The following is a 23,908-nucleotide window of genomic DNA, read 5'->3' as shown; positions in this document are numbered from 1 at the left end:
CAGACAAGGCATGCCTTGTCTCCACATCATAACTAATCTCTACCTAAGGAGCTCACTCCAATGCGGCAGCGCCAGCGCTGCCGGCGAAGCATAACCCCGGTGCACCCTATGAATGATCATGGCACAATTTATACCAGTTCACCGCCCCCCGGCGAAGGGATGAAGGCAGCGGCGAAGCCGGTTGTTGGAGCTCCTTTCCGGCGGGCAGGCATTGGTGGATTTCAGGAAAACTGCCCGCCGGAAAGAGCGACTGCCGCCAGCCCGGCGAGCGCATGCGAGGGCCCCGAATGCTTTTTGGGCTTTAGGTGACCGGAATGGATGCTGCTACAGGCATATTTTTTTTGAAGGTAATTTCGGGTAGCACAATTTTATAGCTACGGTTGTCCTCTTTGTGATGGACGATGAAATTTACTTTGGCGGCATGTGGCTTGTAGCCTTTGCTTTGAAGGTCTTGTAGAAATTGTAGAAAGCTTTTGGAAAAGCGCACTACCGTATCCTGCTGTGGGCTATGGCAACCCTGAGGGTGAAGTAATAAAGTATCACCGGCTTGCAGCCTGTTGATGGCCGGCTGGCAATTTGCGGCGAAGCTGATCCAAATTTCCCTGTGGTTGAGCTGCTTGATGAGCTTTTTAGGGAGCGGGTATTGCTGGCGGTCAAAATGTTTTTGCAAGTTGGCCGTTTGAATGGATTCAAAATAATCCCCATGGTAGTGGATTTCCAGTCGTTTTTTTGCGCGTGTTAGCCCGACATAAAGCATGCGTTTGTCGGCATCGGTTTTAGGGACGAAATGGTCCAGCATCAGGAAGACATTGTCGAATTCCTTTCCCTTGGCTTTGTGAATGGTGGAGACATAAATATTACTGCCCTTGCTGCTATAAAAATCTTCCAAACGAGACTCCTTCAGGAAAACTTCCAGATCGGTCAGGTATTTGGTTTTGGGATTGGTGGCCTCGAAGTCTTTCAATATGTTGAGGCACAGTCCAAGCTTGTCACTTTTTGAAAAGCGGTGTTTTAGGCTTGTTTTGGCCTGTTCCCAATGCTCGTTCGCGATGAAGTGTTGGCCGGGATGGGTTTTGAGAAGTTGGAGGAAAGCATCAATCTCTACCAGATGCTGGAGGTGAAAATGTTCATTGGTCTGGATAAGACTGGCGCTCAGGCCGGCAGCACGCAGTAGGCCAGTGAGCTGAAGGGCTTCCTTATTGCTGATGCAAAGCAGGCAGGTGCTGCCCTGAATATCTCCATTGATGAGGGCTTCGGTCACCGGTTGGAAAAGGTGGTGATGTTGGTAGCGGGTGAGCTTGATTTCGCCGAAGTCGGTCTGATGTGCGACGATGTCCTGTTGCTTCAGCCGATGGCCGATGGTCTGCGCAAATTGATTGCTGAAATCTACCAGATTGGCTTTGCTGCGGTAGTTTCGCAGCAGTGTTTTACGGATGGCTTTGTTGTCATGGATAAACTGCTCCAGGTATTGGGCACTTGCCCCACGGAACTCGTAGATATTCTGATCATCGTCTCCTACCGCAATGACGCGCATTTCGTCATTATGGCGCATCAGTGCCTGAATCAGCTGAAATTCCTGTTCATCCATGTCCTGGGCCTCATCAATCACGAGCACACTTTTAGTCATGCGGCTGGGTTCTACCTCTCCGGCATTAATTTTTTCAACCGCCTGTTGAATGATATTTTGTGATTTTTCCAGGTCTCCCATTTTTCCCAACAGGTCAAAACAAAAGGAGTGAAAGGTTTTGATTTCAATATAGCCGGCGGCATTGCCAATAAGCTTGAGCAGCCGTTTTTTAAATTCGGTAGCCGCAGCCCGTGAGAAAGTGACCATTAATAATTGCTCATGTTTGACATCCTCCATCAGCAATAGCGAAGCCAGCTTGTGTACCAGCAGGCGGGTTTTTCCGGAGCCTGGCCCGGCAGGCACTACCAGGTGTTTGCTTTCGTTGTCCTTAATAATGTCCAGTTGTGCGGGGGAGAGTTCCCCAAATAGTTCCCGGAATTTTTTGGGAGTCATCTTCAGCTGAAGCTCATCCAGGCGGCTACCGGGGAAATATTTTTTGAGAAATTTGCGGTATTCCAGTTGGAAATAATCTTCGACAAACTGCAACGCATCGTGATAGTTGTCGATCATTTTTCGGGCGTATTCCCCCACAATGTGCACGGCCTGCACCTTGCTGTCGTAAAACTGTTGCAGCTTCTGGTAGTCGTTTTTGGTATATCGTTTAAGGTTGTCCGTTTCCAGCCGCTCAATGGTCAGGCGATTGTAGGCCACCATAAAGCCGCCTTCAATTTGCAGGCAGTTGATTTTGCTAAGAAAAAACAGGGCTTCTTCCACTTCTGCAATACTGGTTTTTTGTCCAAAAATAAGCTGACTGTATTCGTACTGATCCCGAAGCTCCTGCACGGAAAATTCTACCAGGACTTCCCTCTGATCTGAAGTGGCAGGTAGTTGGAGGCTTTTTTTGACAAGGGTGGACAGGATAAAGGCTGCCAGCTGCTGGCGTTTTTCAATCCACTGCTTCAGCTCTTTCGGCGGGTAAAGACTAAGGGTAGCAATGTGGTTGGCCGAGGTGGGTAATCGCTTTTGTTGTACCCGGTTTTTTATCGCCCAAAAATTAAGGATGGTCTTGATTCGCTGTGGGGAAATTTCTTTTATATCGGCAAGCTCAGCTTCTTCATTTAAGTTTTTGAGGTGCAGGATTTGTTCCTCCTGACTGACTTGTTTGGATAGGAATAGTTCAATTTTGCTAAATGACTTTAAGAGAGCTGTCGGGCCCCGCTGGGCATTTTTTACCGGTACGTAGGCGGTCAGGTCTTTGGCGTCTGCCAGGATGTCTTCTTCCCTTAGCAGGTTAATGATATTGATAACCTCTTCCTTTACAATGCCCAGGTGGTCACTGATATAGTCGATGCGGGATTCTGCTCCATCTTCCTCCTTTCGACTTCTGCTGGAAATGAGTTTTTTAATGATCCGGGCTCCTTTTTCTTTTTGTCTGGGATTGAATTTTTCAGATTGATTAATCTTCTCAATGGCTTCATTGGCATTTTTGCTGCGAATACTATTGGCAAATACGCGCGGCATATTTTGGCCGCGGCGTAAATATCCGGCTTCCTCCAATGCCGCAATGGCAGTGGTGACACGCGTTTCGATTTCCATAACGCTATCGTCCCATCCTGCTTTTCGGGCAATTTCCAATGCAGAGTTGGATACTGTTCCCCGGAAGCGGGTAATGTCTTTGATCGCCTTCCATACCTGCTGTATTTCCCGTATGGAAAGTTTGGTTTGATTAAGCAAAACAAAGTGCTTGCCCAGGTCTTCTTCATTGAAAAGTACAAAACAGTCCGCTTCCATGGACTGATCCCTTCCGGCCCGGCCTGCTTCCTGTACATAGTTTTCCAGGGAATCGGAAATTTCATAATGGATCACCATGCCGACATCCTTTTTGTCCACTCCCATACCAAAAGCGGAAGTCGCTACGATGGTGGGAATTTCCCCGGCAATAAAGGCATTTTGATGGGTGGTTTTCTCCTTTGCCGGCATCTTCCCATGGTAAGCCAAAGCAGGAAAACCATCCCGACTCAGGCGCTCGGCCAATTCATAGGCGCGACGTGTACGGGAAACATAGATAATGCTGGGGCATTTTTTTTCAGCCAAAAGATCACGCACCGCCTGGTATTTTTCCTCCTCTTCAGGTTTTTCAAATACCTGATAGTGGAGATTCTTTCTGCCTGTTCCGGCGGTAAAGAGTTCCAGCTCCAGTCCTAGTTTATCCTCAAAATATTGCTGGATATCTTCAATCACTTTTTGTCTGGCCGTAGCGGTGAAGCAGGAAACAGCTATGGGCGCTTCCAGATTTTTGATCTGCTGTAATTTTTGAATAAAATCACCGATATAGAGATAGTCTACCCTGAAATCCTGCCCCCAGGAGGAGAAACAGTGGGCTTCATCAATGACAAACCGGCTGATATTTCTACCCAGCAAAAGATTTTCGATCGTCCTGGAGCGAAGGGATTCCGGGGAGATATACAGCAGACAAGCCGAGCCATCAGCTACCCGCTCAATGGATTTGGCGCGTTCGATAGGGTCCAGCAGTCCATTGATGGTGACCCCGACGGTGATGCCTGATTTTTCCAGATTATCGACCTGATCTTTCATCAGCGACTGCAGCGGGCTGATGACTACCGTAAGCGCCCTTTCATTAGCTCCGGCCATCAGGGCGGGAACCTGAAAGGTGATGGATTTCCCTCCTCCTGTGGGGAAGACGGCCAATAATGACTGATGATATACCGCTGCCTGAACGGCTTTGGCCTGCAGGGCTTCTCCATCAAAAGTGCGGTATTCATCGTAGCCAAAGAACTCCTTCAGTCCGCGGTGTATATCCAGCTGTTGATGGCAATAAGCACAACCGGAAAGGCAGGGCGTGCTTTGTAGGCGTCGCATGATTTGTTCCACTTTTGGATAATTTTTGAGCACCCAGGGCGGACTGACGGAATGTCTGCTACGAGTTTGAATCAGCGCCAGGCAAAAGGCCAGTTCCAGGGGGTGGTGCTGAATGTGGTATTCCAGTGTACTGTTTTCGCAGATCAAATCCCGGAAGTATTCCCGGATTAATGGAATAAGCGGGGAGGAGGGTTCGAACTCCAGCTTAATGTATTGAAAAAAGGCAGCGTATTCCGGCAGTGCTTGCAGTAACTGAAAGTAAATTTGTTGCAGTTCCGCTGGAAGGAGTCGGAAAGCATTTACTTCTTCCCAGAATAAATCCCGGGCCTTTTTTGCATCATTAAGGGGATTGTTTAATTCTTCCGTTTGCAGTTTATCATCTTTTAAAAGGGCATGATAGGGTCTTTTTGGGAATAGGAGTGGAGAAAGAAAAAGGGTGTCAATGATTTTTGACTGATAAATACTGAAGTCTGACAAAGCTCCTGAAAGATAGGGGAAATCGTGACGGAGGATGTTATGGCCCACAATAAATTTGGCGTTGGAGAGGAAATGGAAAAATGGCCCAATTGCGCCCTCGTGAAAGTGTTGTCCTTCCGTATTGATAGCGCCAATATCTAGGATTTTATTTTGCTGCGGGCTGATTTCTAAGTCTATAAATGTGAGCTGCTCCATGGGTAAATCTTCAATCTCGTTGTCAATTTAATTAATATTTTTTAGGGTTTGAAGCGGTTCGCATTGAGGGTCTGGAAGTAAGCTTTCTTTTTTTATTCTGAAGGAGACCGGCGTGAGGAAGACCTGCTCTTGTTGACTTGGATATATCCATATGGGGTATGGATTTTTTCAAAATTCATTAAGTAGGCGTAAATTTTATCCATGAATATGTCAATGTTTTTTTTACTGTTTTTTAACGCAAGTGGGATGATTTATTCGTAAGTTTCGATTTTGTTTTTAATTGAAAATAAGACTGTTAGCGATGTTGTTATTAAAGCGTTTATCTCAATTTTTTTGTTTATTCCTATTTCTGTGTTCCTGTGTGAATAAGGTGGATAATCCCCCGAATGTAATCGTTATTTTAGCGGATGACCTCGGTTGGGCCGGTTTAAGTAGCTATGGCGGCATAGGCGTGAAAACACCTGAACTGGATGCCTTGGCTAAAAATGGGGTGAAGTGTGAGCAATTTTATGCGGCCAGTTCGGTATGTACCCCTACGCGTGTGGCCCTGCTCACCGGAAGGTACCAGCAGCGCGTTGGGCTGGATCACATTTACTATTATTGTGAACGGGATAAGGGGCTGGATCCGGAAGAGAATCCTTTGATGCAAAAAGCCTTTAAGACGGCCGGATATACGACCGGAATTTTTGGGAAATGGCATTTGGGGTCCGGAGAAAAGTACTTGCCTTCCTCCGCTGGATTTGATGAATTTACCGGATTTTTAGATGGTAATATAGATTTTATTTCCAAGCATAATACTGAAAGCGAAGTGGACTGGTATGAGCATCACCAGCCGGTAGACCGGGAGGGTTATGTGACCCATTTATTGAATGATGCGGTGGTGGATTTTATTGAGGAGAATAAGGACAAACCCTTCTTCGCTTACATTCCGCATGCGGCAGTACATGTACCCATGCAGGGGCCGGATGATCCTGCGCTCCGAACAGATGATTTCTATGCTTATCGGGCAGATGGGAAAATGGATTCCACCGATTATATGCGCCGTTATACCGAAATGGTGACAGCCATGGACGAAGGAGTGGGACAAATTATGGAGACACTGCGGAAGCACGATCTGGAAGAGAATACGCTGATCATTTTTACTTCCGATAATGGTGGCGAGCGCATTGGCATGAAGCAGGGTAAGGTGAATGGTCCTTTCCGTGGACATAAGGAATTGCTGTATGAAGGCGGCATTCGCGTACCGGCGATTTTCTATTGGAAAGGAAAACTGCAGGCCGGACTGACCAATGATACGCCCATGTTTATTCAGGATTTGTTCCCTACGATTTGTGAGGCAGTGAAGGTTCCCTATCCGGAAAAGTGGGAAAGCGACGGGCAGTCTTTTTGGTCTAATTTGGTGGAGGATAAGCCAGCGGAAGCGCGTGATATGGTGTGGATGCATCGGGAGAAAATGGCTTTTCGCCGTGGAGATATGAAATTGTTGCGTCTACGCAATCAGCAAGTGGAGCTTTATAATATGAAAACAGATCCATTTGAAAAACATAACCTGGGGAATGATCCCGCCTATGCGAACTTGGTGGAGGAGTTGATTCAGGCCGGGGATGACTGGCAGAAAGAAGTGGCGACGGGTTATCCGGGAAGTCGGGAGATTGGGGTTTATGAAGATATTGACTGGCCATGTAAGAGAGATTTGGAGGCTTTTAATAGTAGAGCCAAATAGCATTTTTGGAATGTTGTAAAATAGAAAGCCTATCAGATGGAACATGTCTGATAGGCTTTTTTTATGAAAATGGCAGCGCACATTTGGGAGAGAAATGAAGGGGGAAAATATTTTTGTAGTTTAGTGAGGTCGAAAATATTTGTTGGATGGACTTTAAGCAGATCGATTATTTGAAGACGGGAAATTCGAGGCAGCAAAGGGCTTATGATGCCCTGACGGCTTTTCAGGTTTTCGAAAAACTGAAACCCTATGCGCCTTTACTGGCTGGAACAATTCCTATTGAAATTGATTTGCCCGGCAGTGATTTAGATATCATTTGTGAGTGCGGGGATCATGAGGACTTTGCCTCTTTTTTGAAGGAGACCTTTGGGAGGATGGAAGGCTTTGAAATAAAAACGAAAATGTTCCAGGGCAGGACTTCGACGATCGCGAATTTTACCCTGGAAGGCATTCCCGTTGAAATCTTCGGACAACAATATCCTTCCGCGCTGCAACATGCTTTTCGCCATATGTTGGTGGAATATCGAATTTTACAGGAAAGGGGCGCGCGCTTTAAAGCAGAAGTGATTCGCATGAAAGCGGAGGGCATGAAGACGGAGCCGGCTTTTGCGTATTTGCTGGGTTTAGCGGGCGATCCTTATCTAGCTTTGTTGGAGTTGGAAAAATAGGTGTTTGTTCGTTTTGCGGAATGGAAGATCGAAGCACTTTGGCGAAGGGATGAAGCAGGTTTGTTTGAGCTCCTTTTTCCAGCCTTCAAGCGTAGCGGCTCGGAAAAAGAGCGAGCTGCGCCAGCCCGGCCGAACTTGTGAGGCGCCCCAAAATAGCTTTTTGAATTAGCTCGCTTTGGCGTCATGTTTGTATATACAAATTAAAAGGTTGCCAGAAGATAATAAGGTATGTGGTGGTTTGTAGGTTTAGTTTTGATCATGGTCCTCGTGCTGGTTTATGGGGATCGACAGGGCCTTATGAAATATGGGAAGTTAAGCAGTAAACGGCATTTGGAGCTTAACGGGCATGCTTATTATTTGGAATCGACACGCTTTGAGACGGAAGAGGAGGCTTATTATAAAACTTTCAAGGTGGTGCAGGATGTGGGGAGCTGGGGAAAGCCATTGGAGATGAAGTATGAGTTGTACGATTGCTCGGTTTTTGTCTATCAATTCGAAAATTATACCGTGGGCGTGAAGTATAAGCGGGATGAGCGTGCGATTCAACTACTAAAAAGTAAGGCGCCGATCAGCATTGCCGATTTTGAGGAAGACCATCGGTTGACTTTTGTTCAGTAACAATTCAAGGGACGGGTGGTAGTAAGTAATGAGGTTCGTATAATGAATAGACATGCGGACCGATTCATTACTCATTACAAAAACACTTTATGAAGGAAAAGGAACTTATCAGAAAAGGAGAAGGCGATAATTATGATTATGCTCAGGACCATTGTTATGTGAAATTATCTTCCCTGAAGACCAATGGAGAATTGTGTTTTGTGGAGGATACGCTGAAGCCGGGTTTTTACCTGGGGCGTCACCATCATAAAATCATGACGGAGGTATTTTATATACTGGAAGGGGAAGTACAATTGATTTTTGATGATGAAACGGTGGATCTTGTGGCCGGAGATTCGATTACGGTGCCACCTCATGTATGGCATGCAGCGAGTTGTAAGGAAGGCGGGAAGATGCTGACGATTTTCAAGAACGGTCGTTTTGACCAGTATTTGGAAAAACTCTCCAAAATGTCTGACAGTGATTTTGCGGATGCAGAATTGATGACATCGGTATCGGCGGAATTTGATATTTATGAGCAGGAGAAAAGTTAGGTGATAATAAATCTATGATACACAGGAGTCCGGTTTGATCGCCGGACTTTTTTTGGTGAAAGGATACTGTTGGGCTACTAATAATCCCTTGTTTTTATTAGTTGATATTTGACTAAAATCATAATGAAAATGCCAATCAGGCAAAGTAGAATCCCTAAAACAGTATCAGGGTTATCTGGATGACAGGTCAGGGCATAAATGATGATGAACAGGAAGAAGGCAATGACCGAAAGGAAGAACAGATCAAAGGATCTGCGCCTTGCTTTGGCTAATTTTGTCGCCCGGATTTCGGGTAGCCGTTCGTCGAACGGTCTGCCATTCTCGACTTCACGGGCCTGACGGATTAGGCTCGATTCAATTAATTTGGGGCGGCGGAAAAGTATCACAAATGCTTTAGGCCCTTCCGAATAAGGCTGAATTAAAAATGATTTCTCCAGTATTTTTACCCGGCATACCTCTGATATTCTTGGTGTTCGTTCATAAACATTCAGGCTTGTCCATCCTTCTTTTTCAGTAGGGGGAAAGGCTAGTAATTCCCAATTTGTGCGTCTGATCACCTCTTTCATTCTCCTTTTTCCACCTGAAAAGGGGATCTCCCGAACCCCTGTGTTTCGTTTGAGCCGATAAAAAGCTAGCGGGAGGAGCAGGAGCAGGGGAATTAACTGAGGCTCGTTGTTGATGAATGCCCCGATCAAAATAGCTGGGAAAATCAGCGTATAAAGATAAACCTCAAAAGGAAGTGGCCTGACTGCCGGGAAATTTTTCATGAACAGAAAGTAGGGTGATTTAGGTGGGCCAAATTAATGAAAATATCCACTGAAATGATATTTTTAAAATTGATAGCTAAAATGGAAGGAAAGTACCTGAGCTCGCGACATTATCCACTTGACAACATCATCATAAAATGCAGGTAAACTTCATTGGTTAATTTGCCTTTTCAAAACCAAGACTATGCAGACCTTATTAACCATCGGAATATTTCAGTTTATCTTTTCGCTTTTTTTGATTTTTGACCGCGGACCGGTCCGGCTGAAGGAAAGCCCCATGATCATCTTACTCATCTTTCTTTCCTTTCATTTTACAATAAAGGGTTTTCTGCTGTATGTTCTGCATAATGAATATATGTTTCACTATTTCGCCACCTGCTTTAATTTTGCCTATGGCCCCTTGATTCTTGACTTTGTGAGAATTCAATATCAAAAAAAGCGCTTAAACCGACTTCATTTTTTTCCAGCTTTATTTTTTGGTGTGATTTACCTCTTTGTGGGAGCCATGACGTTATTGACCAAAGAAATAATGTATATAGAGTTTTACCGGTCCTATGTAGTTCTTTTGATGTTTGTTTCTTTATTCGGCTATTTTTCCTACTTGTTTTTTTTTCTTCTGAAGCAATCCCATTATCCTGCAAAGGTTTTAAAAGGGATGATCCCCATTTTCGGCACGGTTGTTTTTTTTCTATTATTTAGCTGGACGCACCTGGTTCCCGATTCCTATCTGAGATGGGGGTTTTATATTTGTTTTATTACACTGGCTGTTCAGTATTTGCGATATGAACTGGGAGTACGGAAACAGGTGCAGAAATGGAAGTCAGCGCAGGAGCCCATGCCTGATAAGGAAGTACCCGTGCAAAAGGTGGAAAAGTATGAACGCTCGGCCCTGACTCCGCAACAGGCGCAGCAATATGTCCGGCAGCTTGAAGCATTAATGACCAAACAAAAAATATTTTTAAATCAGGAGCTTTCCCTGGCGGATTTATCTGAAAAAACCGGCATTCCCAAGCACCATTTGTCGGAGTCTTTGAATCTGCATTTAGGTAAAAATTTCTATCAGTTTGTCAATGAGTATCGAATCCGGGAGGCCATGCGTCTGATTGAAGAAAACCCTGGCAGAAAGCTGCTGCATTTGGCCTTTGATTGTGGCTTCAATACTAAGGCGACTTTCAATGCTTATTTCAAAAAAATGACAGGACATACCCCAAGTCATTACCGGATGTCGGCGAGAAATTAAGCAGAATTTTGGGTTACATTTTGCCGGAAAAGGTAAAAGTACATTGTCAAAATGATTTGTTAATGCTTTCGTAATATGGTGTAAGTTTCTGATTTTTAGCGGGTAGTAGGTGTTTATTGATTGGGTTTTACCTTTTTTGAGGGTGATAATTAAAATGGACGATTTTTTTAAATGATGATCCTTATTTCGGGCATCATTTAAAACCAAATAAGATGAAATCGAAGCAGTATTTCTACTATTTAACTTTACTATTGACCTTCCTGTCGGGGCGTAATTTTGCCTTCGCCCAGGATAAAGGAGCCGTGATTGGAGATGTACAGGATGCCACTGGTGCCTTGCCGGGAGTAAGTATTCGCCTGGAGGGCGCCGCTATGGGGACAATTACAGATCCTTCGGGTAAATTCTATTTTAGTAATGTTCCTGCCGGCGAGCAGGTGATCATCTTCAGCTTTATCGGTTATGAGGAACTGAAAAAGCAGGTTACCATACCGGCGGGCGATCGCGTGAACCTTGGAGAAATCAGAATGGATGAAGCTTCCATGGAACTGGAGGGCGTCATTGTACAAAGTAATTATTTGCCTTCCCAAATGCGTGCTTTGAGTATGCAAAAGAAAGGGTTGGCGATCGGTAATGTTTTGGCAGCGGATGCGGTCGGGAAGTTGCCCGACAGAAATGCGGCAGAGGCGGTGCAACGTGTTCCGGGGGTTTCCATTACCCGTTACCGTGGTGAGGGACAAATGGCCATCGTACGTGGTACGCCCATGGAGTGGAATGCCATGTTGATTAATGGTAGCAGGTTGCCGGCCGGTTCTACTTACAGCGGAGGTACCCGCTCCACAGGTCTGGATGTATTTCCTTCGGAATTGATTGAATTTGCCTCCGTGACGAAAGCCCTGACACCGGATATGGAGGGAGATGCCATTGGCGGAAGCATTAATTTGCAAACACGCAGAATGGCTGCGGAGAAGAGTCTGGACATTAGTTTGGGCGCAGGCTATAACGAAAAAGGACAGCAACCGGGCTATAATTTCTCTGCAGTATTTCAGGATCGTTATTTAGATGGGAAGTTGGGCCTGATCGCCTCGGCTTCATCCTGGAGTCGCGGGGTGACGCAGGATAACCAAAACATCAACTATAATTATATGGTGGAAGAGGCGCCAACTTACTCCATTAGCAATATGGAATTGCGTCAATACCGTGGCCAACGTACCACGATCGGTGCTTATCTGGCCACAGATTATGAAATCAATGAAGATCACCATTTATATGCCCGCGGAACCTTTAACCGCATGGGAGAAGATTATAAAACGCGTCAGTACACCTTCAATTTTGATGGAGACTATGCAGAAATGCTAACCAGACGTAATGATGCTTATACGGATTTATTTGGAGGAGAAATTGAAGGAGAGCACCAATTGGGCAAGGGCTGGAAGCTGGACTGGAAAGGTTCCTACTACGAAACAGGTTCATTGATGGGGACGCCTTTGGATAATGAGTATATGGATTACGGATTGCCTTTTACTTATTTCCGTCAGAATGATGTGAGCTATGGTGGGCGTTCCAATGATGGTTTCAAATACTTGGCGATGGATTCTCCGAATGGGGTGGGTGACCGCGCCGGAAGCATTTTACCTCATAATGAAGTGGCGCTGGATCCTGAATTGATGAATTTGAATATGCTGATCCTAATGGGCGTTGAAGGGCGTGAGGCAGATCAGGTTTTCCAAATGAATTTACAGAATCAATTAACGGAGAACTTCAAGATTAAATTTGGCGGTAAGTACAGAGTCAAGGAGCATGAGATGACCACCGGTCAGGCGCTTTACCTTTCCATGGCAGGATTGGGAATCCCAGGTATGCCGGTGTATCCGCTGTCCGGATTTGAGACGGAGGCTCTGCCGCAACGCAATAGTTACCTTAGAGAAATGGGTTCTCCCTATGGCGATGTTTTGTTGCCACATATGACGATGGGAGAGCTGGATCAAACGGCCAACTGGGTCAATAGCCCTGAAGGTCAGGCAGCATTTATGGATCTGACGAATACGGATAATTTATTACTTTCCAATACGATTGCCCGCGAGCAGGTGACGGCAGGTTATATGATGGGAGAATGGCATATCAATTCCAAGTTAGACTTTGTTGGAGGGATGCGCTATGAGCACACGGCCGTTCAGATGGATGGCTACGATATGGATGAAGAAGGACAACTGACGGCGGTAAGCCCGAAAAATAACTATCATTCTCTATTGCCAATGGGGCATTTGAAATATGCGGCCAATGAGCAAACGAATCTTCGTGCCGCCTACACTCGCACCTTTGCCCGTCCGAACTTCTCCCAATTGAATCCTTCTACTTCCACGAATATGGGGCAGAATGGCTTACCGATGGTCTCTGGTGGAAATATGAATTTGCGTCCGACCTATGCGCATAATTTTGATCTGATGGTGGAGCATTTCTTTCAGGATATTGGGCTGATGTCGGCAGGTGTTTTCTTCAAGCAACTGGATGATGTAATCTATACCAATGCATCACAGGAAATGGTCGATGGTACCCTAACCACTTTCCATCGTCCGGAGAACTCCAATGGTGGGTGGTTAGCCGGTTTAGAATTGGCTTTTTCCAAGCGATTGACCTTCCTGCCCGGTTGGGCCAGTGGCTTTGGCATTGACATGAATTACACCTATACGGCTTCGGAGCTGGAGATGCCATTGGCAGATGGTACCATGGTGTATGAGCCACTGAAAAACCAACCCAAACACATTTACAATGCCTCTCTTTATTATGAGCGCAATGGCTTGATGTTGCGCATGGCCGCCAACTATAAGGGTGCCTTTATTTCAGAATATCGCCTGGAAGCCGGAGCGGCGCATTACCAGTGGTATGATAAAAACTTCATGTTGGATTTCTCCGCCGCCTATTCGGTGAGCGATCGCGTGAAGATCTATGCCGAGCTGAATAACCTGACCAACTCTCCATTGGTGTATTTCCACGGGGTATCCGATAGACCGGAGAAAGTGGAGTACTACGGTATTCGCGGTCAGCTGGGAATGCGATTCAATTTATTCTAATCCTACCATATTTAATGGTCAGTCCGGATGGAGCATGCTTCCGTCCGGCACTTCACCTGCCTTTTCGTTTTGCGTTGATGCGCAGGTGCTATTACCTGAATTTTTATCCCTGATTTAATTTATAATGAGAAAGATTTTATTGGCAATCACTGCCCTGACGATGATGGCTTGCGGACGATATACTGCAGAGGAGACACCGGAACGAACGCTTTTTGAAGAGATCTATGTGAGCAGAACAGCAGAAGGTTACCATTTCGAAAATTTCGGCAAACAAGAATGGCAATTGTTCCTGAATGGCAAGGCGATTGGGAGCCTGAAAAACCAGCAGGATTTTGCTTATGCGCCGGAAAAGCGGGCTGTTTTTTTAGCAGTATCCGGCAATGATTCTCTTTGGGTTTCCGAGCGTAACCTGGCCATAAGCGGAGAGCCCAATTTTCGTGATATTGGGGGCATAAAAACCAAGGATGGTCGCCAGGTGAGATGGGGGGCAATCTATCGTTGCGGAGAGTTAAAGAATGTGGACAAGAAGGGCTGGCAAAAGCTTTCCTCTTTGAATATTGCCACCAAGGTGGACTTCAGAAGCCTAGAAGAGCGGGAAGAAAGTCAGGATGAGTTTTCAGCTAAGCTGGGAGCCACTGAGCATAGTCTTTGGATAAGTCCGGGGAATATGGAGGAATTTAAGGCGATGTTGAAAGATAATACTTTAACCGCTGAGGATGGTATTCAGATGCTGACGGATGTAAACCGCCACTTGGTAAAAGACTGGGCCTACCGATACAAAGAGTATTTTCAATTGTTGAAAGACACTGAGCAGCCATTGGTTTTTCACTGTACTGCAGGGAAGGACCGCACCGGACTTTGCTCCGCGCTCACGCTTTATGCTTTGGGAGTGGATATGGAAACCATTTTGGATGAGTACGAAATGTCTAATCACTATCGTCATGGGAAGAATGAAGAATTGATAAAGCGATTTGCATTTACAGGAGTTTCTCAGGATTTGATGCGTGTGATGATGAGCGTGAGAAGAGACTGTTTAGCGGCGGCTTTTGATCAGATGGCATTGGAGTATGGCAGCGTAGAGCAATTTATGGCAGAAGCCCTGGAGGTTTCGCAGGAGGATATCTTGTCTCTTAAAGCGAAGTATCTGTATTAAGCCGGCTTATTCATGCTATAATCCTCATTTGGCCGCATAAGGGAAAAAATGAAAGAATTTTTCCTGTTTGGAATTTTTACATGGAAGCAGATGAATTCAGAAAAAATATGCTCACCCAAGTCTGGGCTGGCTGATTAAAAAATCCACCCGAATGGCGTAAGTAATGCATAGCTTAAGGTGGGGGCTAGAAATATCAATCGGTGAATAATTCAGCTTTAAACTCGCGCTAAGCAAAAGGAATTATCTATATTTATAAAAGGTCTTCTTATTCAGGAGGCCTTTTTTTTATGAGATCATTTCCCAAATTAAAATGCTATGGCCCCAATTTTTGAAACTCCGCTTTATCAAATTCGACGCTTTGAAACTTCCGATGTGGAGGGGATTTTCCTGTTGGATTCCGATCCGCAAGTACATCAATTCCTCGGTAACAATCCCATAAAAACCATGGCGGAAGCGGAGGATATTGTGGCCTATATCATGGGGCAGTATGAACAATTTGGCGTTGGCCGCTGGGCCATTATTGAAAAAGCCAGTCAGGAATTTGTCGGCTGGACCGGCCTGAAGTATGAAGATGTTTTGCGCCCGGGACAACCTTATTATGATTTGGGTTATCGCCTGCGTCGTAAATTTTGGGGAAGAGGAATTGCCTCTCTTACCGCGAAGATGTCTGTCGATTATGGTTTTGAAACCCTGGGCTATGCGGCTATTGGTGGGGCGGCGGATATCCGACATGCGGTCTCTAATTACGTTTTACAAAAATCCGGACTTAAATTTGTCGATACTTTTGAGTATGATAGCGAACCGCATCATTGGTATAATCTGACAAGGGAGGAGTGGTTAGTTCAAAAGTAAATTATATAGTAGCGTTGTGCGGCATTTAAGGGAGAGCGAGTCACTTAGAATAAAATGATTAAAAAAGCTGAAATAGTAAATAAACCATACTCAGGAGAATTCGAGGAAAGAATATATGATAATGCGAGTCCTTGGAATTCCTCCAACTGGACATGGATTAAATTTACTGATTCGGACTATAATGAGTGGGTTGGACAATTTAGAGGTGCTCCAATACAAGTTGCGATATCGGAGAATAAGAATGAAACTTTAGTTTTAACATCGGACTATTTGTTCCGACTTGAAAATAAAAATGGTGACCTGATTGAATTTGAAGACCAACCTCAATATCATAACTTGACTACTTCACCGGCTGGTGATTTTATATTAGCTGATCATTATAATATTAATCTGATTAACAATAGATTAAAGGAAACAGTAAACATTTCAAGTCCGATTGAGATGGATATGATTAAATTCAGAAAGTGGAAGGAGAGAAAACTTGAATTTACTTGTGATGAGTTTACAAATTGGGACAGACATTTGGTAATGGAACTTGATGCTGATAAACTAACAATTGAAATTAAGGATGAGCAAAAATAAGTATAATACACATGTGTACTTTTCGCTTGTTGGAGATAATTTTTCTCCTGACAAGGTTTCATCGGAATTAGCTATTGAACCAACTGAATCTTGGCAGACTGGTGATAAAGGGAAATATAAGAAAGAGTTAGCATTTTCCTGTTGGAAACTATCAACAGAGAAAGGGAAAGAATATCTTGATGTTGATAAACTTGTTAATGAGATTGTTTATCAGTTGAAAGATAAAATAGACATAATTAATGGATTGAAACAAAAGTATCGGCTTGATTCTGTATTGCAGATTGTATTAGATATTGACATGAATCCTGACCAACCAACTCCATATTTAGGACATGATTTAGAAACTATAGATTTTCTATTCAAAACTAAAACAAAAACAGACGTTGATATTTATAGGTTTGATTCAAGGGTCTAAAAAAAAGACCGCACAACAATGAATATGCAAAATAGTAGTAAATTCAACGGTTGTAGTCCGCTTCAAAATCGTAACGGTTTGACAAGTTTGTAGCTGGCAATTGCCTATTTTACATATACTCAACGGATTATTCCGGAAATATCCGGTAGGAGATATTGATAATTGCCAGTATTGCCCCCTGCATTTATCCTATAATCAACAGTCATCCAAAAGAAAAGCCCCTACCATTCCGTAAGGGCTTTCTGTTCTATATAACTATGAAAAAGTTGTTCGTTAATAATTAGATATTATTTCGACATTTTTTTATCATCCACTTTGTCGTTTTGCTCATAGACTTTCGTCCAGTCTCTGATTTTAGCATTCGGAACAATTGCCCCAATAATATTACCTTTGATCGGGTTGCCGAAGAAGTCGGTCTTCATTTCCAGTCCGTCGAAATAAATGCCATAGGAAGTTTTGTCGGATTTCAGCTTTGGAATCGCTTCTCCTAGGGAGATCAGTGCTTTGTTTTGTGGGACGAAGTCCGCCGCTTCAGAACCGCTTTCGTTCACGAATTCCGGAGATCCGCCGTGGGCATTCTCATCCCAATAGCCCTCTGCCAGTGCATTGGAAACCTTGCTGTATTTGTCGGTGCCGTTTTCATTGTACAAGCGGTAAAGGTTTCCACGCATGATCAATTCCATTTTGGTCAGTTCGGCCTCATTCATCGGACGCACGGTTGCAGGATAGGACTGTCCCATGCCTTTGCTGATTTTTCCGTTTTTACGAGGACCATCGGAAATTTTAAAGTCAAAAGCGGCATCGTAGGCAGCGCCATCTTTCCAGCGGTGCATCGACCAGCCATTATTGGCTTTTTCCTCTAACCACAGAATGTTATTCATCATTACCAACCCTTCATTGGAAGTGGAGATATTGAATACATTCGGGTTTTGGTAAGGTTTATTTCCTTCTATGGTGCTAATTATAGTGTTATTGTAGATATAAGTTTGATAAGGACCTTTATACTGCTTATCGTGATTATGTCCGTTTACGGTGACGATACAACCCGGTGTTCCAACCTTGCCCCAGAATTTCTGCTCCGGATCTTTCAGGTTTCTCCATCCGTCGTTGATGCTGACATTATATCGGTAGGAACAGTTATAGTTTAGTCCAAGAACTTCAATAAATCCACCGGCATTATAACGACTCAAACATTTCTGGATCACCACGTTTTTGCAGTTAAAATCGATATGTGCGCCGCAACAATCGGCAATTCCCTGTGCGCCTTCGAAAGTATTATATTCGAAAAGGAAGTTCTGCAATCCCCAGGTCCACATGCCACTACCACGACCCCATTTTCTTTTGTCATTGCGGTTGCCCGATTCGGTGATACGACTGTATTTCAAGTGACTGTTATTGCATCGGTTGAATTGCATACCCGGGCCGCCGGACTGGTAAACGGTACAGTGCTCAATGCGCACATCACTCACATTTCGTGGTGCAGAACCGTCGATTTTTCCGGCGCCCTTGAAGCGAATACCCATTTGGCTGACATTGCTCACCGTGACGTGCTGCACGGCAACATTACTTATTCCCTGTCCTTTTTTCAATACCTGACCGAAGATCCCCCAGCCCCAGCCAGCATTATCATTCATGTTCCATTGCCGGCATGCACGTGACTGCTCGGCATCATTTAATAAAAACACATCAAAAATATCCACATTATAGATCAGGAAGTTTTCCATCAGGCTATTCGGGTGGGTGTTATCCGACTGAATGCGGATCGCATAACGTTGTTGCCCGTTTTTTTCATTCTTGCGGATCATCAAGGTGTTTTTGTTCGGTCCACCATCTCCTGTCATTTTCAGGTCGGTAATGATGACATTGGAGGTATTCTGAACCCAAATTCCGGCCGGATAGCCTCTGAAATTGATAGTGGCTTTTCCGGAACCGTAACTACCGATATGGATTTTTTTCTTGCTTTTACCTGCCTTGTTCAGGTTGATCAATTCGATGGTGCCGTCATGCGTTTGATTACCTTTTAGAAGAATCTGATCTCCGAAAGTGGGATTCATTTTGGCCAGCTTCGCTAACGATTTGATCGCTTTTCCTTCGGAAAGACCGTTGTTTTTGTCTTTCCCTTTTTCTGCATCTATGTAAATGGTGCGTTTGAATTTTTCTTTCGACTGATAATTGATTTTATTATTCGTCACCGGCTTTTCAAAAACGAAACCATTTGGTGCAACCGGAATTTCATCATATATCGGTGCAGAGGCGGCTTCTTTGAGGGCGCTCTCTAATTGTACCTGTGCTTGCAAGCTGAACGGTAAGCAACAGAGCAATAGGCTTATTTTGAGGAAAATTGCTTTCATGTGGTTTCTCTAAAATGAAAAAATGATTCAGCTTAAGGTGAATTTTTAGATCAACTATAGCTATGGAATAAGGATTTAATAGATGAAAGTTAAGACTTTTCAAGTGCAGAAACCGCCATAGAGTGATTTGAAAAGGGGTGGTAAATCCGAAAAAATAATAAGGACAGGAAAATTCTAGTAGTTAAATATAGAATGGTGAAATGCGGAGGTGGGGAGCGCCCTCTTTTTTGGAAGATGTAGAGATTAAAATTTTGAGGAACGTAGTTCCTTGGCTAGATACTCCTTTATAGGATTTTTTCGTTTCTGCATAACGTCTAACACTGGTCGTAGCATGGTGCTACGACTCCAAATTTTGAAACGTCCACTCCCAAGCCCAGTGGTGGGATTTAAAAATACAGTTATTGGTCGTAGTGATGCTCGCCCAGCTCGCTGTAATACTTCGGCCGGGGACCTTTTTCAGCTGGGCAAGATAGACACTGGTTGTAGTCTTAGTGCACTGAATTTATCGGATTAGTGCGGGAATTCAAGCGGCGACTACGACCGAGTCCACGGATCCTGATGCTAAACTGGTCGTAGCCTTGCTGCTATGCGCCCAAATTATGAGGCGTCTGCGCCTTTTTACCAGTTGTGTGATTAAAAAATCATTGGTTGGTCGTAGTGATGCTCGCACGGCTCGCTGTAACACTACGACCAGGGGCGATAGAGGAATGTTGTTAATTTAGTGCAGTTGCATGAATTTTCGTGCCCCCACCAAAAATCATTTGAGGAAATTTGTGTCATTTGTGGCAAAAAAAATACCATCCGGCTTTCCAAACAACAATAATTGGAAAAACCAATTGCCCCCCTCATCCGGGACCATAGTCTTCACTACCGAATTTGCGGCTAATGCCCTGCGAAGACTACAGCCAAGGAGGGCTGTTTTAGTACAGCCTATTGTTTGACAAAACGGCTAACTGAAACTTCTGAGCCTTTGATGATTTTGATCAAATAGACGCCAACCGGAAGCTTTTGAACACTTATTTTATTCTCAGTAATTGTTTCTTGTATTATTTTTTTTCCCGACAGCGAATAGATAATGATTTTCTTTGGTTCATTTGGATAATTATCGAAAAATAAGGTGTTGTTTGCCGGGTTTGGATAAATGGTTAATTCACCAGTTTTCGGTGAAACGGTAAGAGGTGGTTTAACATCAGGTTCTTCTGGCTTTGGTTTTACCTCTTTAAAATCCGGGGTGGATATTTTTGCTCCGGCATTCATCACCCTGTTCCCTCCTTCAAATGCGCCACAGTCCGGCTGCTCACTACTGGTAATTCCTTCCAGTACCACACCCTGCCCTTTGGCCGGAGAAGCAGACAATAAAGAAAAATTACCTTTTGAGGCATCGGTGAAATGAATGGAGGCCTCCTCCAATTCAAAGGAATGGTTGGCTTCCGGATTGAACTGATAGCCATAATCGGAACAGTAATTGGTAAAAGCATCAAAATCGAGGGTGCCAAAGCTCGGACTTGGATTTAAAGGCACATACCCCAGGTTTCCACCCGTGGGCGTGAGTTTTTGGCGGACATAACTTAACTTATAGTCAGCTCCCTGCATAAAAATGTTATTGGCAAAATGCCCCTCGGTCATCATGCCAGTGGAGTCTTCGGGAGCTATGCCTAATGCTTCCCAATTATCAATTTCGATATTCCAGATACTGATGCCGGCATCTACATCCCATACTGTATTGTTATAATAGTGGACAGGTTTTCTCATGGCATTGTAACGGGGGCCGAGGTACAAAAATTCTCCGTATTCCTGATTGGGCTGCCCTCCTTTATAATTATTTGCCCGGATATTGTAAATCAGGTTATGGTGGGCGGTATAATTCTCGGTGTCCTCCATATAGAAAGCCACAATTTTTTGCTTGTTATAACCACCATCTGATACGGGTAGTCCATGGGTATCCCTTACTTTGTTGTAAGCAATCTCGCTTCCTTTCATATCCAAAGCACCAATACTTCCGGTACTGGTGGCTTCGATCGGGCCGGCATCTTCTCCCATTTTCATGGCCCCGTAAAAGTCGGAATCCAGGATGTCCATTTTAGCATCTCCTCCACTGACGCGAATATGGAAACGGCCACCATCCCCAAAGGTACATTCCTTTACGCTGGCGTTATCACTGCGGACATTGTAAATGGCGGAGGTGAACACCCCGATCCAGCCAAAGTCTTTGATCACACAGTTTTCAAAGCGGTTATGTTGTCCCTCTTTCATGGCCACCATATTTCCCCAGCTATGGGCGATATAGGTGTCTTTGAAAAGATTATTGGAGCTGTTAGACAGATAAATGCCTTTCTTCTCGGTTTCATTCTGTCCGTAATTGATCGGTGTCCAGAAGGGGTAAAGATAACGCATACTGCAACCTTCAATTACGGCGTCCGTCGTTTTTTGCATGTCCACATTTCCCCCGATAAAATGAATGCCACGGATCCTTACGCCGGTGGTATTATTCAGCACTAATACACGCTCGCGCACCTGAATTTCAATGCGGGCATTTTCCAGGTCTGTATCTGCTTCCGGCATATACCAGAGTTTACCTTCTTCGGCAAACCATTCTCCCGGAATGTCAATTAGATTTTTATGCATCACAAATCCCCAGCTGAATTTATGCTGGGTGTTTTTGATCGCGCCCTCGTTTTGCCAAACCCCTTTATTGATGGCTTTGAAGGTAACCGAATTTCCGGAAGAGGCCGTGATGTTGCCATAAACATAATTCCGCATTTTACCGGTCAGCCCACGGAATATTCCTCCGGTTAAATCTACTTTTGGGAGGGTGGTGCCTTCCAGCGTCGCATAGCCATTCGCATTGGCGCCGGCATCTTTATAGACATTGGACAACAAGGCATATCCGCTGTTGAGGTCCAGCGGTTCCATCATATCACCCGTAGTGTTGTTGGGGTGGCGGGCCATCATTTGCGCCCGACCTTCCGCAAAAAGCTGGGTGAAATCCGTTTCGATGGGGTATTGTGAAATATCAGCTTCCATAATTCCGGCAGCCATATTATTCGCTTTGGTCCAGCCGGAAACCAATTCATTTCCACTTACCAGTACATAGTCGTCCTCATGGTTTCTTATTTCAATATTATTTTTGTTGACGGTAATTTTTTCCCGGTAAATTCCCTCATGCACTAGGATGAGGTCTCCGGCATTGGCCATTGCGATGGCCTCATTAATGCTGTAAATTTTGTCCGGATCAGTGGTGACTTCTTCTTCACTCCAGGGAATTTCGGAGGAATAAACGTCAATAGTCTGCTGTGCCCATAAGGGCAGGCTGCACAGCAGGAATAGCAGGTTGATTGAAATTCTTTGTATCATTTTCTATAAATTAAAAAATCAGTGATTGAAATTACAATCAATGCGGGATCTGCAGGGGGAGAAAATGAGGGATAAAGGAGGTTGGTTTAAGGAGGTTAATTACCCGTTGCGCTGCAAGCTGCTGATCATTATTTGAGCGGGGCCGAAGCATACTGAATAATTTTGAAAAAGGGGTACAGGGGGGGATTTGGTGTATTTTTCCCGGCATTTTGCAGTTCAACAGGATGTGGCTCGTGTTGGGGGTTCCGGCGAAGGGATGGAGGCGGAGCCGTTTTTCGAAGCTATTTTTAGCGAGTGGCTGCGCTTTTACGCTGCAAAATGAGCTCAGACCAACCTGCTTCAGCACTCCGCCAGTGGAGCGTGCTGGAAGGAAAAGGCCAGCAAGCTAGTGGTGGAACGTAACCAAGAATCAGCAGGCTGGGTATGGGATTATCTTCCCAGTTTTAAAATCCGGATGGCTCCCTGTATTACTAAAATGAAAACGATGCTACCAATAATCAAATCCGGCTTGTTGGATTGTAACCCATGCACTAAAGCACCGGCGAGGATAACTCCCAGATTGATAATGACATCATTGGAGGTGAAAATCATGCTCGCCTGCATATGTGCTTCCCCTTTGCTTTTGGATTGTTGCAAAAGATAAAGACAGATGCCATTGGCCAGCAAGGCCAGAGTTGAAACGATCATCATCGTCGAGAAATTTGGCAATGCCTCCATATTGATAAATCTGCGAATGACTTCCCCAAAGCCGATCACCGCCAACAAGATCTGGAAATACCCTGCCAGACGAGCGATTTGTTTCTTTCGAATGAGGGTGCCCCCCACAGCAAAAAGGCTGATGCCATAAACAAAAGCATCCGCCAGCATATCCAGGCTATCGGCCACGAGCCCCATGGATTGGGAGAACCACCCGGTGGCCATTTCGATCACGAAAAAGGAAAAGTTGATGATCAGCACCGACCATAGTAATTTTCGTTGCCGGGTATTTTCATCAAATACTTCCTGATCCGTGGCTTCGGTGGATATCCGGCTTTCCCCCAGTTTTAAGGAGGCAATAGCATCATCAATGCGAGAGCTTGCTCCGAGATGAAAGACGGTCAGCTTCCGTTCCTGAATATCGAAATCCAAATGTTGAATATCTTCAATTTCGGCGAGTTTCATCCGAATCAGGTTTTCTTCCGAAGGACAATCCATTTTGCTGATGATAAATGTCGATTTTTGCATTTCGGATCTGAGGTTTTAATCACGTTCTAAGCTTAAAATACTTCAGCCCTCAACCATTACCAAATTCAAATGAAATAAGCAGCATTCAGGAATCAAGCGAAAAATCGGGGCCCGGATTATTCCAGACCCCGCTTTTCCGGATTCCAGAAGGGTTCACCCCAAATTATTCACCGCTAGATTTAATGGTTTGTCTTAAATGACTTGTTTTCAATTACGCTCATGCTCTTTTGCTCATCATTCC

15 protein-coding genes are annotated in these 23,908 nt (G+C 44.5%); 10 read left to right on the top strand and 5 right to left on the bottom strand.

The features are described 5' to 3' along the window. Window positions 1-301 precede the first annotated feature (301 nt). Window positions 302-5,119, bottom strand: coding sequence for a RecQ family ATP-dependent DNA helicase (locus NG22_RS11325; RefSeq protein ID WP_053405831.1), 4,818 nt, complete (start codon window positions 5,117-5,119; stop codon window positions 302-304). A 370-nt stretch (window positions 5,120-5,489) separates the two neighbouring features. Here NG22_RS11325 and NG22_RS11320 point away from each other — a divergent pair, with 370 nt between their 5' ends. From NG22_RS11320 to NG22_RS11305, 4 genes are all read left to right on the top strand, one after another. Beyond that, window positions 5,490-6,842, top strand: coding sequence for a sulfatase-like hydrolase/transferase (locus tag NG22_RS11320; protein WP_172674368.1), 1,353 nt, complete (start codon window positions 5,490-5,492; stop codon window positions 6,840-6,842). A gap of 146 nt (window positions 6,843-6,988) precedes the next feature. Next, window positions 6,989-7,510, top strand: a complete 522-nt coding sequence (locus tag NG22_RS11315; RefSeq protein WP_053405829.1) for a DUF4269 domain-containing protein — start codon at window positions 6,989-6,991, stop codon at window positions 7,508-7,510. Window positions 7,511-7,738: 228 nt separating this feature from the next. Then, on the top strand, window positions 7,739-8,128 hold the full coding sequence (locus tag NG22_RS11310) for a hypothetical protein (protein ID WP_053405828.1): 390 nt from the start codon (window positions 7,739-7,741) through the stop codon (window positions 8,126-8,128). A gap of 89 nt (window positions 8,129-8,217) precedes the next feature. Then, complete coding sequence (locus tag NG22_RS11305) at window positions 8,218-8,661, top strand: cupin domain-containing protein (RefSeq protein WP_053405827.1); 444 nt, start codon at window positions 8,218-8,220, stop codon at window positions 8,659-8,661. A 77-nt stretch (window positions 8,662-8,738) separates the two neighbouring features. On the opposite strand, the gene NG22_RS11300 is transcribed toward NG22_RS11305, so the two are convergent. Next, window positions 8,739-9,428 carry a hypothetical protein gene (locus NG22_RS11300; protein WP_053405826.1) on the bottom strand — a complete coding sequence of 230 codons (690 nt, stop codon included), beginning with the start codon at window positions 9,426-9,428 and terminating at the stop codon, window positions 8,739-8,741. A 184-nt stretch (window positions 9,429-9,612) separates the two neighbouring features. Here NG22_RS11300 and NG22_RS11295 point away from each other — a divergent pair, with 184 nt between their 5' ends. From NG22_RS11295 to NG22_RS11270, 6 genes are all read left to right on the top strand, one after another. After that, entirely contained in the window at window positions 9,613-10,668 is a 1,056-nt protein-coding gene (locus NG22_RS11295; protein WP_053405825.1) for a helix-turn-helix domain-containing protein, read from the top strand. Between the two features lie 212 nt (window positions 10,669-10,880). Beyond that, entirely contained in the window at window positions 10,881-13,736 is a 2,856-nt protein-coding gene (locus tag NG22_RS11290) for a TonB-dependent receptor (protein WP_053405824.1), read from the top strand. A gap of 124 nt (window positions 13,737-13,860) precedes the next feature. Continuing rightward, window positions 13,861-14,889, top strand: a complete 1,029-nt coding sequence (locus tag NG22_RS11285) for a tyrosine-protein phosphatase (RefSeq protein WP_053405823.1) — start codon at window positions 13,861-13,863, stop codon at window positions 14,887-14,889. 315 nt (window positions 14,890-15,204) lie between these two features. Further along, window positions 15,205-15,741 (top strand): GNAT family N-acetyltransferase, encoded by a 537-nt coding sequence (locus tag NG22_RS11280; protein ID WP_053405822.1) that lies wholly within the window; start codon window positions 15,205-15,207, stop codon window positions 15,739-15,741. Window positions 15,742-15,795: 54 nt separating this feature from the next. Continuing rightward, window positions 15,796-16,323: a hypothetical protein gene (locus tag NG22_RS11275; RefSeq protein ID WP_053405821.1), complete on the top strand. Its 528-nt coding sequence runs from the start codon at window positions 15,796-15,798 to the stop codon at window positions 16,321-16,323. Then, a complete protein-coding gene (locus tag NG22_RS11270) occupies window positions 16,310-16,738 on the top strand; it encodes a DUF4279 domain-containing protein (RefSeq protein WP_053405820.1) in 429 nt (142 codons plus the stop codon). The genes NG22_RS11275 and NG22_RS11270 overlap by 14 nt, the downstream gene beginning before the upstream one ends. 287 nt (window positions 16,739-17,025) lie before the next feature. Here the strand turns inward: NG22_RS11270 and NG22_RS11265 are convergent, their stop codons facing one another. From NG22_RS11265 to NG22_RS11255, 3 genes are all read right to left on the bottom strand, one after another. Further along, window positions 17,026-19,035, bottom strand: coding sequence for a right-handed parallel beta-helix repeat-containing protein (locus NG22_RS11265; protein ID WP_157601025.1), 2,010 nt, complete (start codon window positions 19,033-19,035; stop codon window positions 17,026-17,028). Between the two features lie 984 nt (window positions 19,036-20,019). Further along, window positions 20,020-22,443, bottom strand: a complete 2,424-nt coding sequence (locus tag NG22_RS11260) for a T9SS type A sorting domain-containing protein (RefSeq protein WP_053405818.1) — start codon at window positions 22,441-22,443, stop codon at window positions 20,020-20,022. A 429-nt stretch (window positions 22,444-22,872) separates the two neighbouring features. Continuing rightward, the gene (locus tag NG22_RS11255) at window positions 22,873-23,667 is read right to left on the bottom strand and encodes a cation transporter (RefSeq protein ID WP_053405817.1); all 795 of its coding nucleotides are present in this window, start codon (window positions 23,665-23,667) and stop codon (window positions 22,873-22,875) included. Window positions 23,668-23,908: the final 241 nt, after the last annotated feature.

The sequence above is a fragment of the Persicobacter sp. CCB-QB2 genome (genome assembly GCF_001274635.1).
Lineage (GTDB): Bacteria > Bacteroidota > Bacteroidia > Cytophagales > Cyclobacteriaceae > Persicobacter > Persicobacter diffluens.
Note: the sequence above shows the minus strand (reverse complement) of the source record. Positions and strands in the feature narration are given on the sequence as shown.

Excerpts from the sequence above, each read along its gene's own strand:
- NG22_RS11290 (WP_053405824.1), top strand. The coding sequence starts at position 10,881 with ATGAAATCGAAGCAGTATTTCTACTATTTAACTTTACTATTGACCTTC.
- NG22_RS11255 (WP_053405817.1), bottom strand. The coding sequence starts at position 23,667 with ATGCAAAAATCGACATTTATCATCAGCAAAATGGATTGTCCTTCGGAA.
- NG22_RS11325 (WP_053405831.1), bottom strand. The coding sequence starts at position 5,119 with ATGGAGCAGCTCACATTTATAGACTTAGAAATCAGCCCGCAGCAAAAT.
- NG22_RS11285 (WP_053405823.1), top strand. The coding sequence starts at position 13,861 with ATGAGAAAGATTTTATTGGCAATCACTGCCCTGACGATGATGGCTTGC.
- NG22_RS11275 (WP_053405821.1), top strand. The coding sequence starts at position 15,796 with ATGATTAAAAAAGCTGAAATAGTAAATAAACCATACTCAGGAGAATTC.
- NG22_RS11300 (WP_053405826.1), bottom strand. The coding sequence starts at position 9,428 with ATGAAAAATTTCCCGGCAGTCAGGCCACTTCCTTTTGAGGTTTATCTT.
- NG22_RS11295 (WP_053405825.1), top strand. The coding sequence starts at position 9,613 with ATGCAGACCTTATTAACCATCGGAATATTTCAGTTTATCTTTTCGCTT.
- NG22_RS11280 (WP_053405822.1), top strand. The coding sequence starts at position 15,205 with ATGGCCCCAATTTTTGAAACTCCGCTTTATCAAATTCGACGCTTTGAA.
- NG22_RS11270 (WP_053405820.1), top strand. The coding sequence starts at position 16,310 with ATGAGCAAAAATAAGTATAATACACATGTGTACTTTTCGCTTGTTGGA.
- NG22_RS11310 (WP_053405828.1), top strand. The coding sequence starts at position 7,739 with ATGTGGTGGTTTGTAGGTTTAGTTTTGATCATGGTCCTCGTGCTGGTT.
- NG22_RS11315 (WP_053405829.1), top strand. The coding sequence starts at position 6,989 with ATGGACTTTAAGCAGATCGATTATTTGAAGACGGGAAATTCGAGGCAG.
- NG22_RS11305 (WP_053405827.1), top strand. The coding sequence starts at position 8,218 with ATGAAGGAAAAGGAACTTATCAGAAAAGGAGAAGGCGATAATTATGAT.
- NG22_RS11260 (WP_053405818.1), bottom strand. The coding sequence starts at position 22,443 with ATGATACAAAGAATTTCAATCAACCTGCTATTCCTGCTGTGCAGCCTG.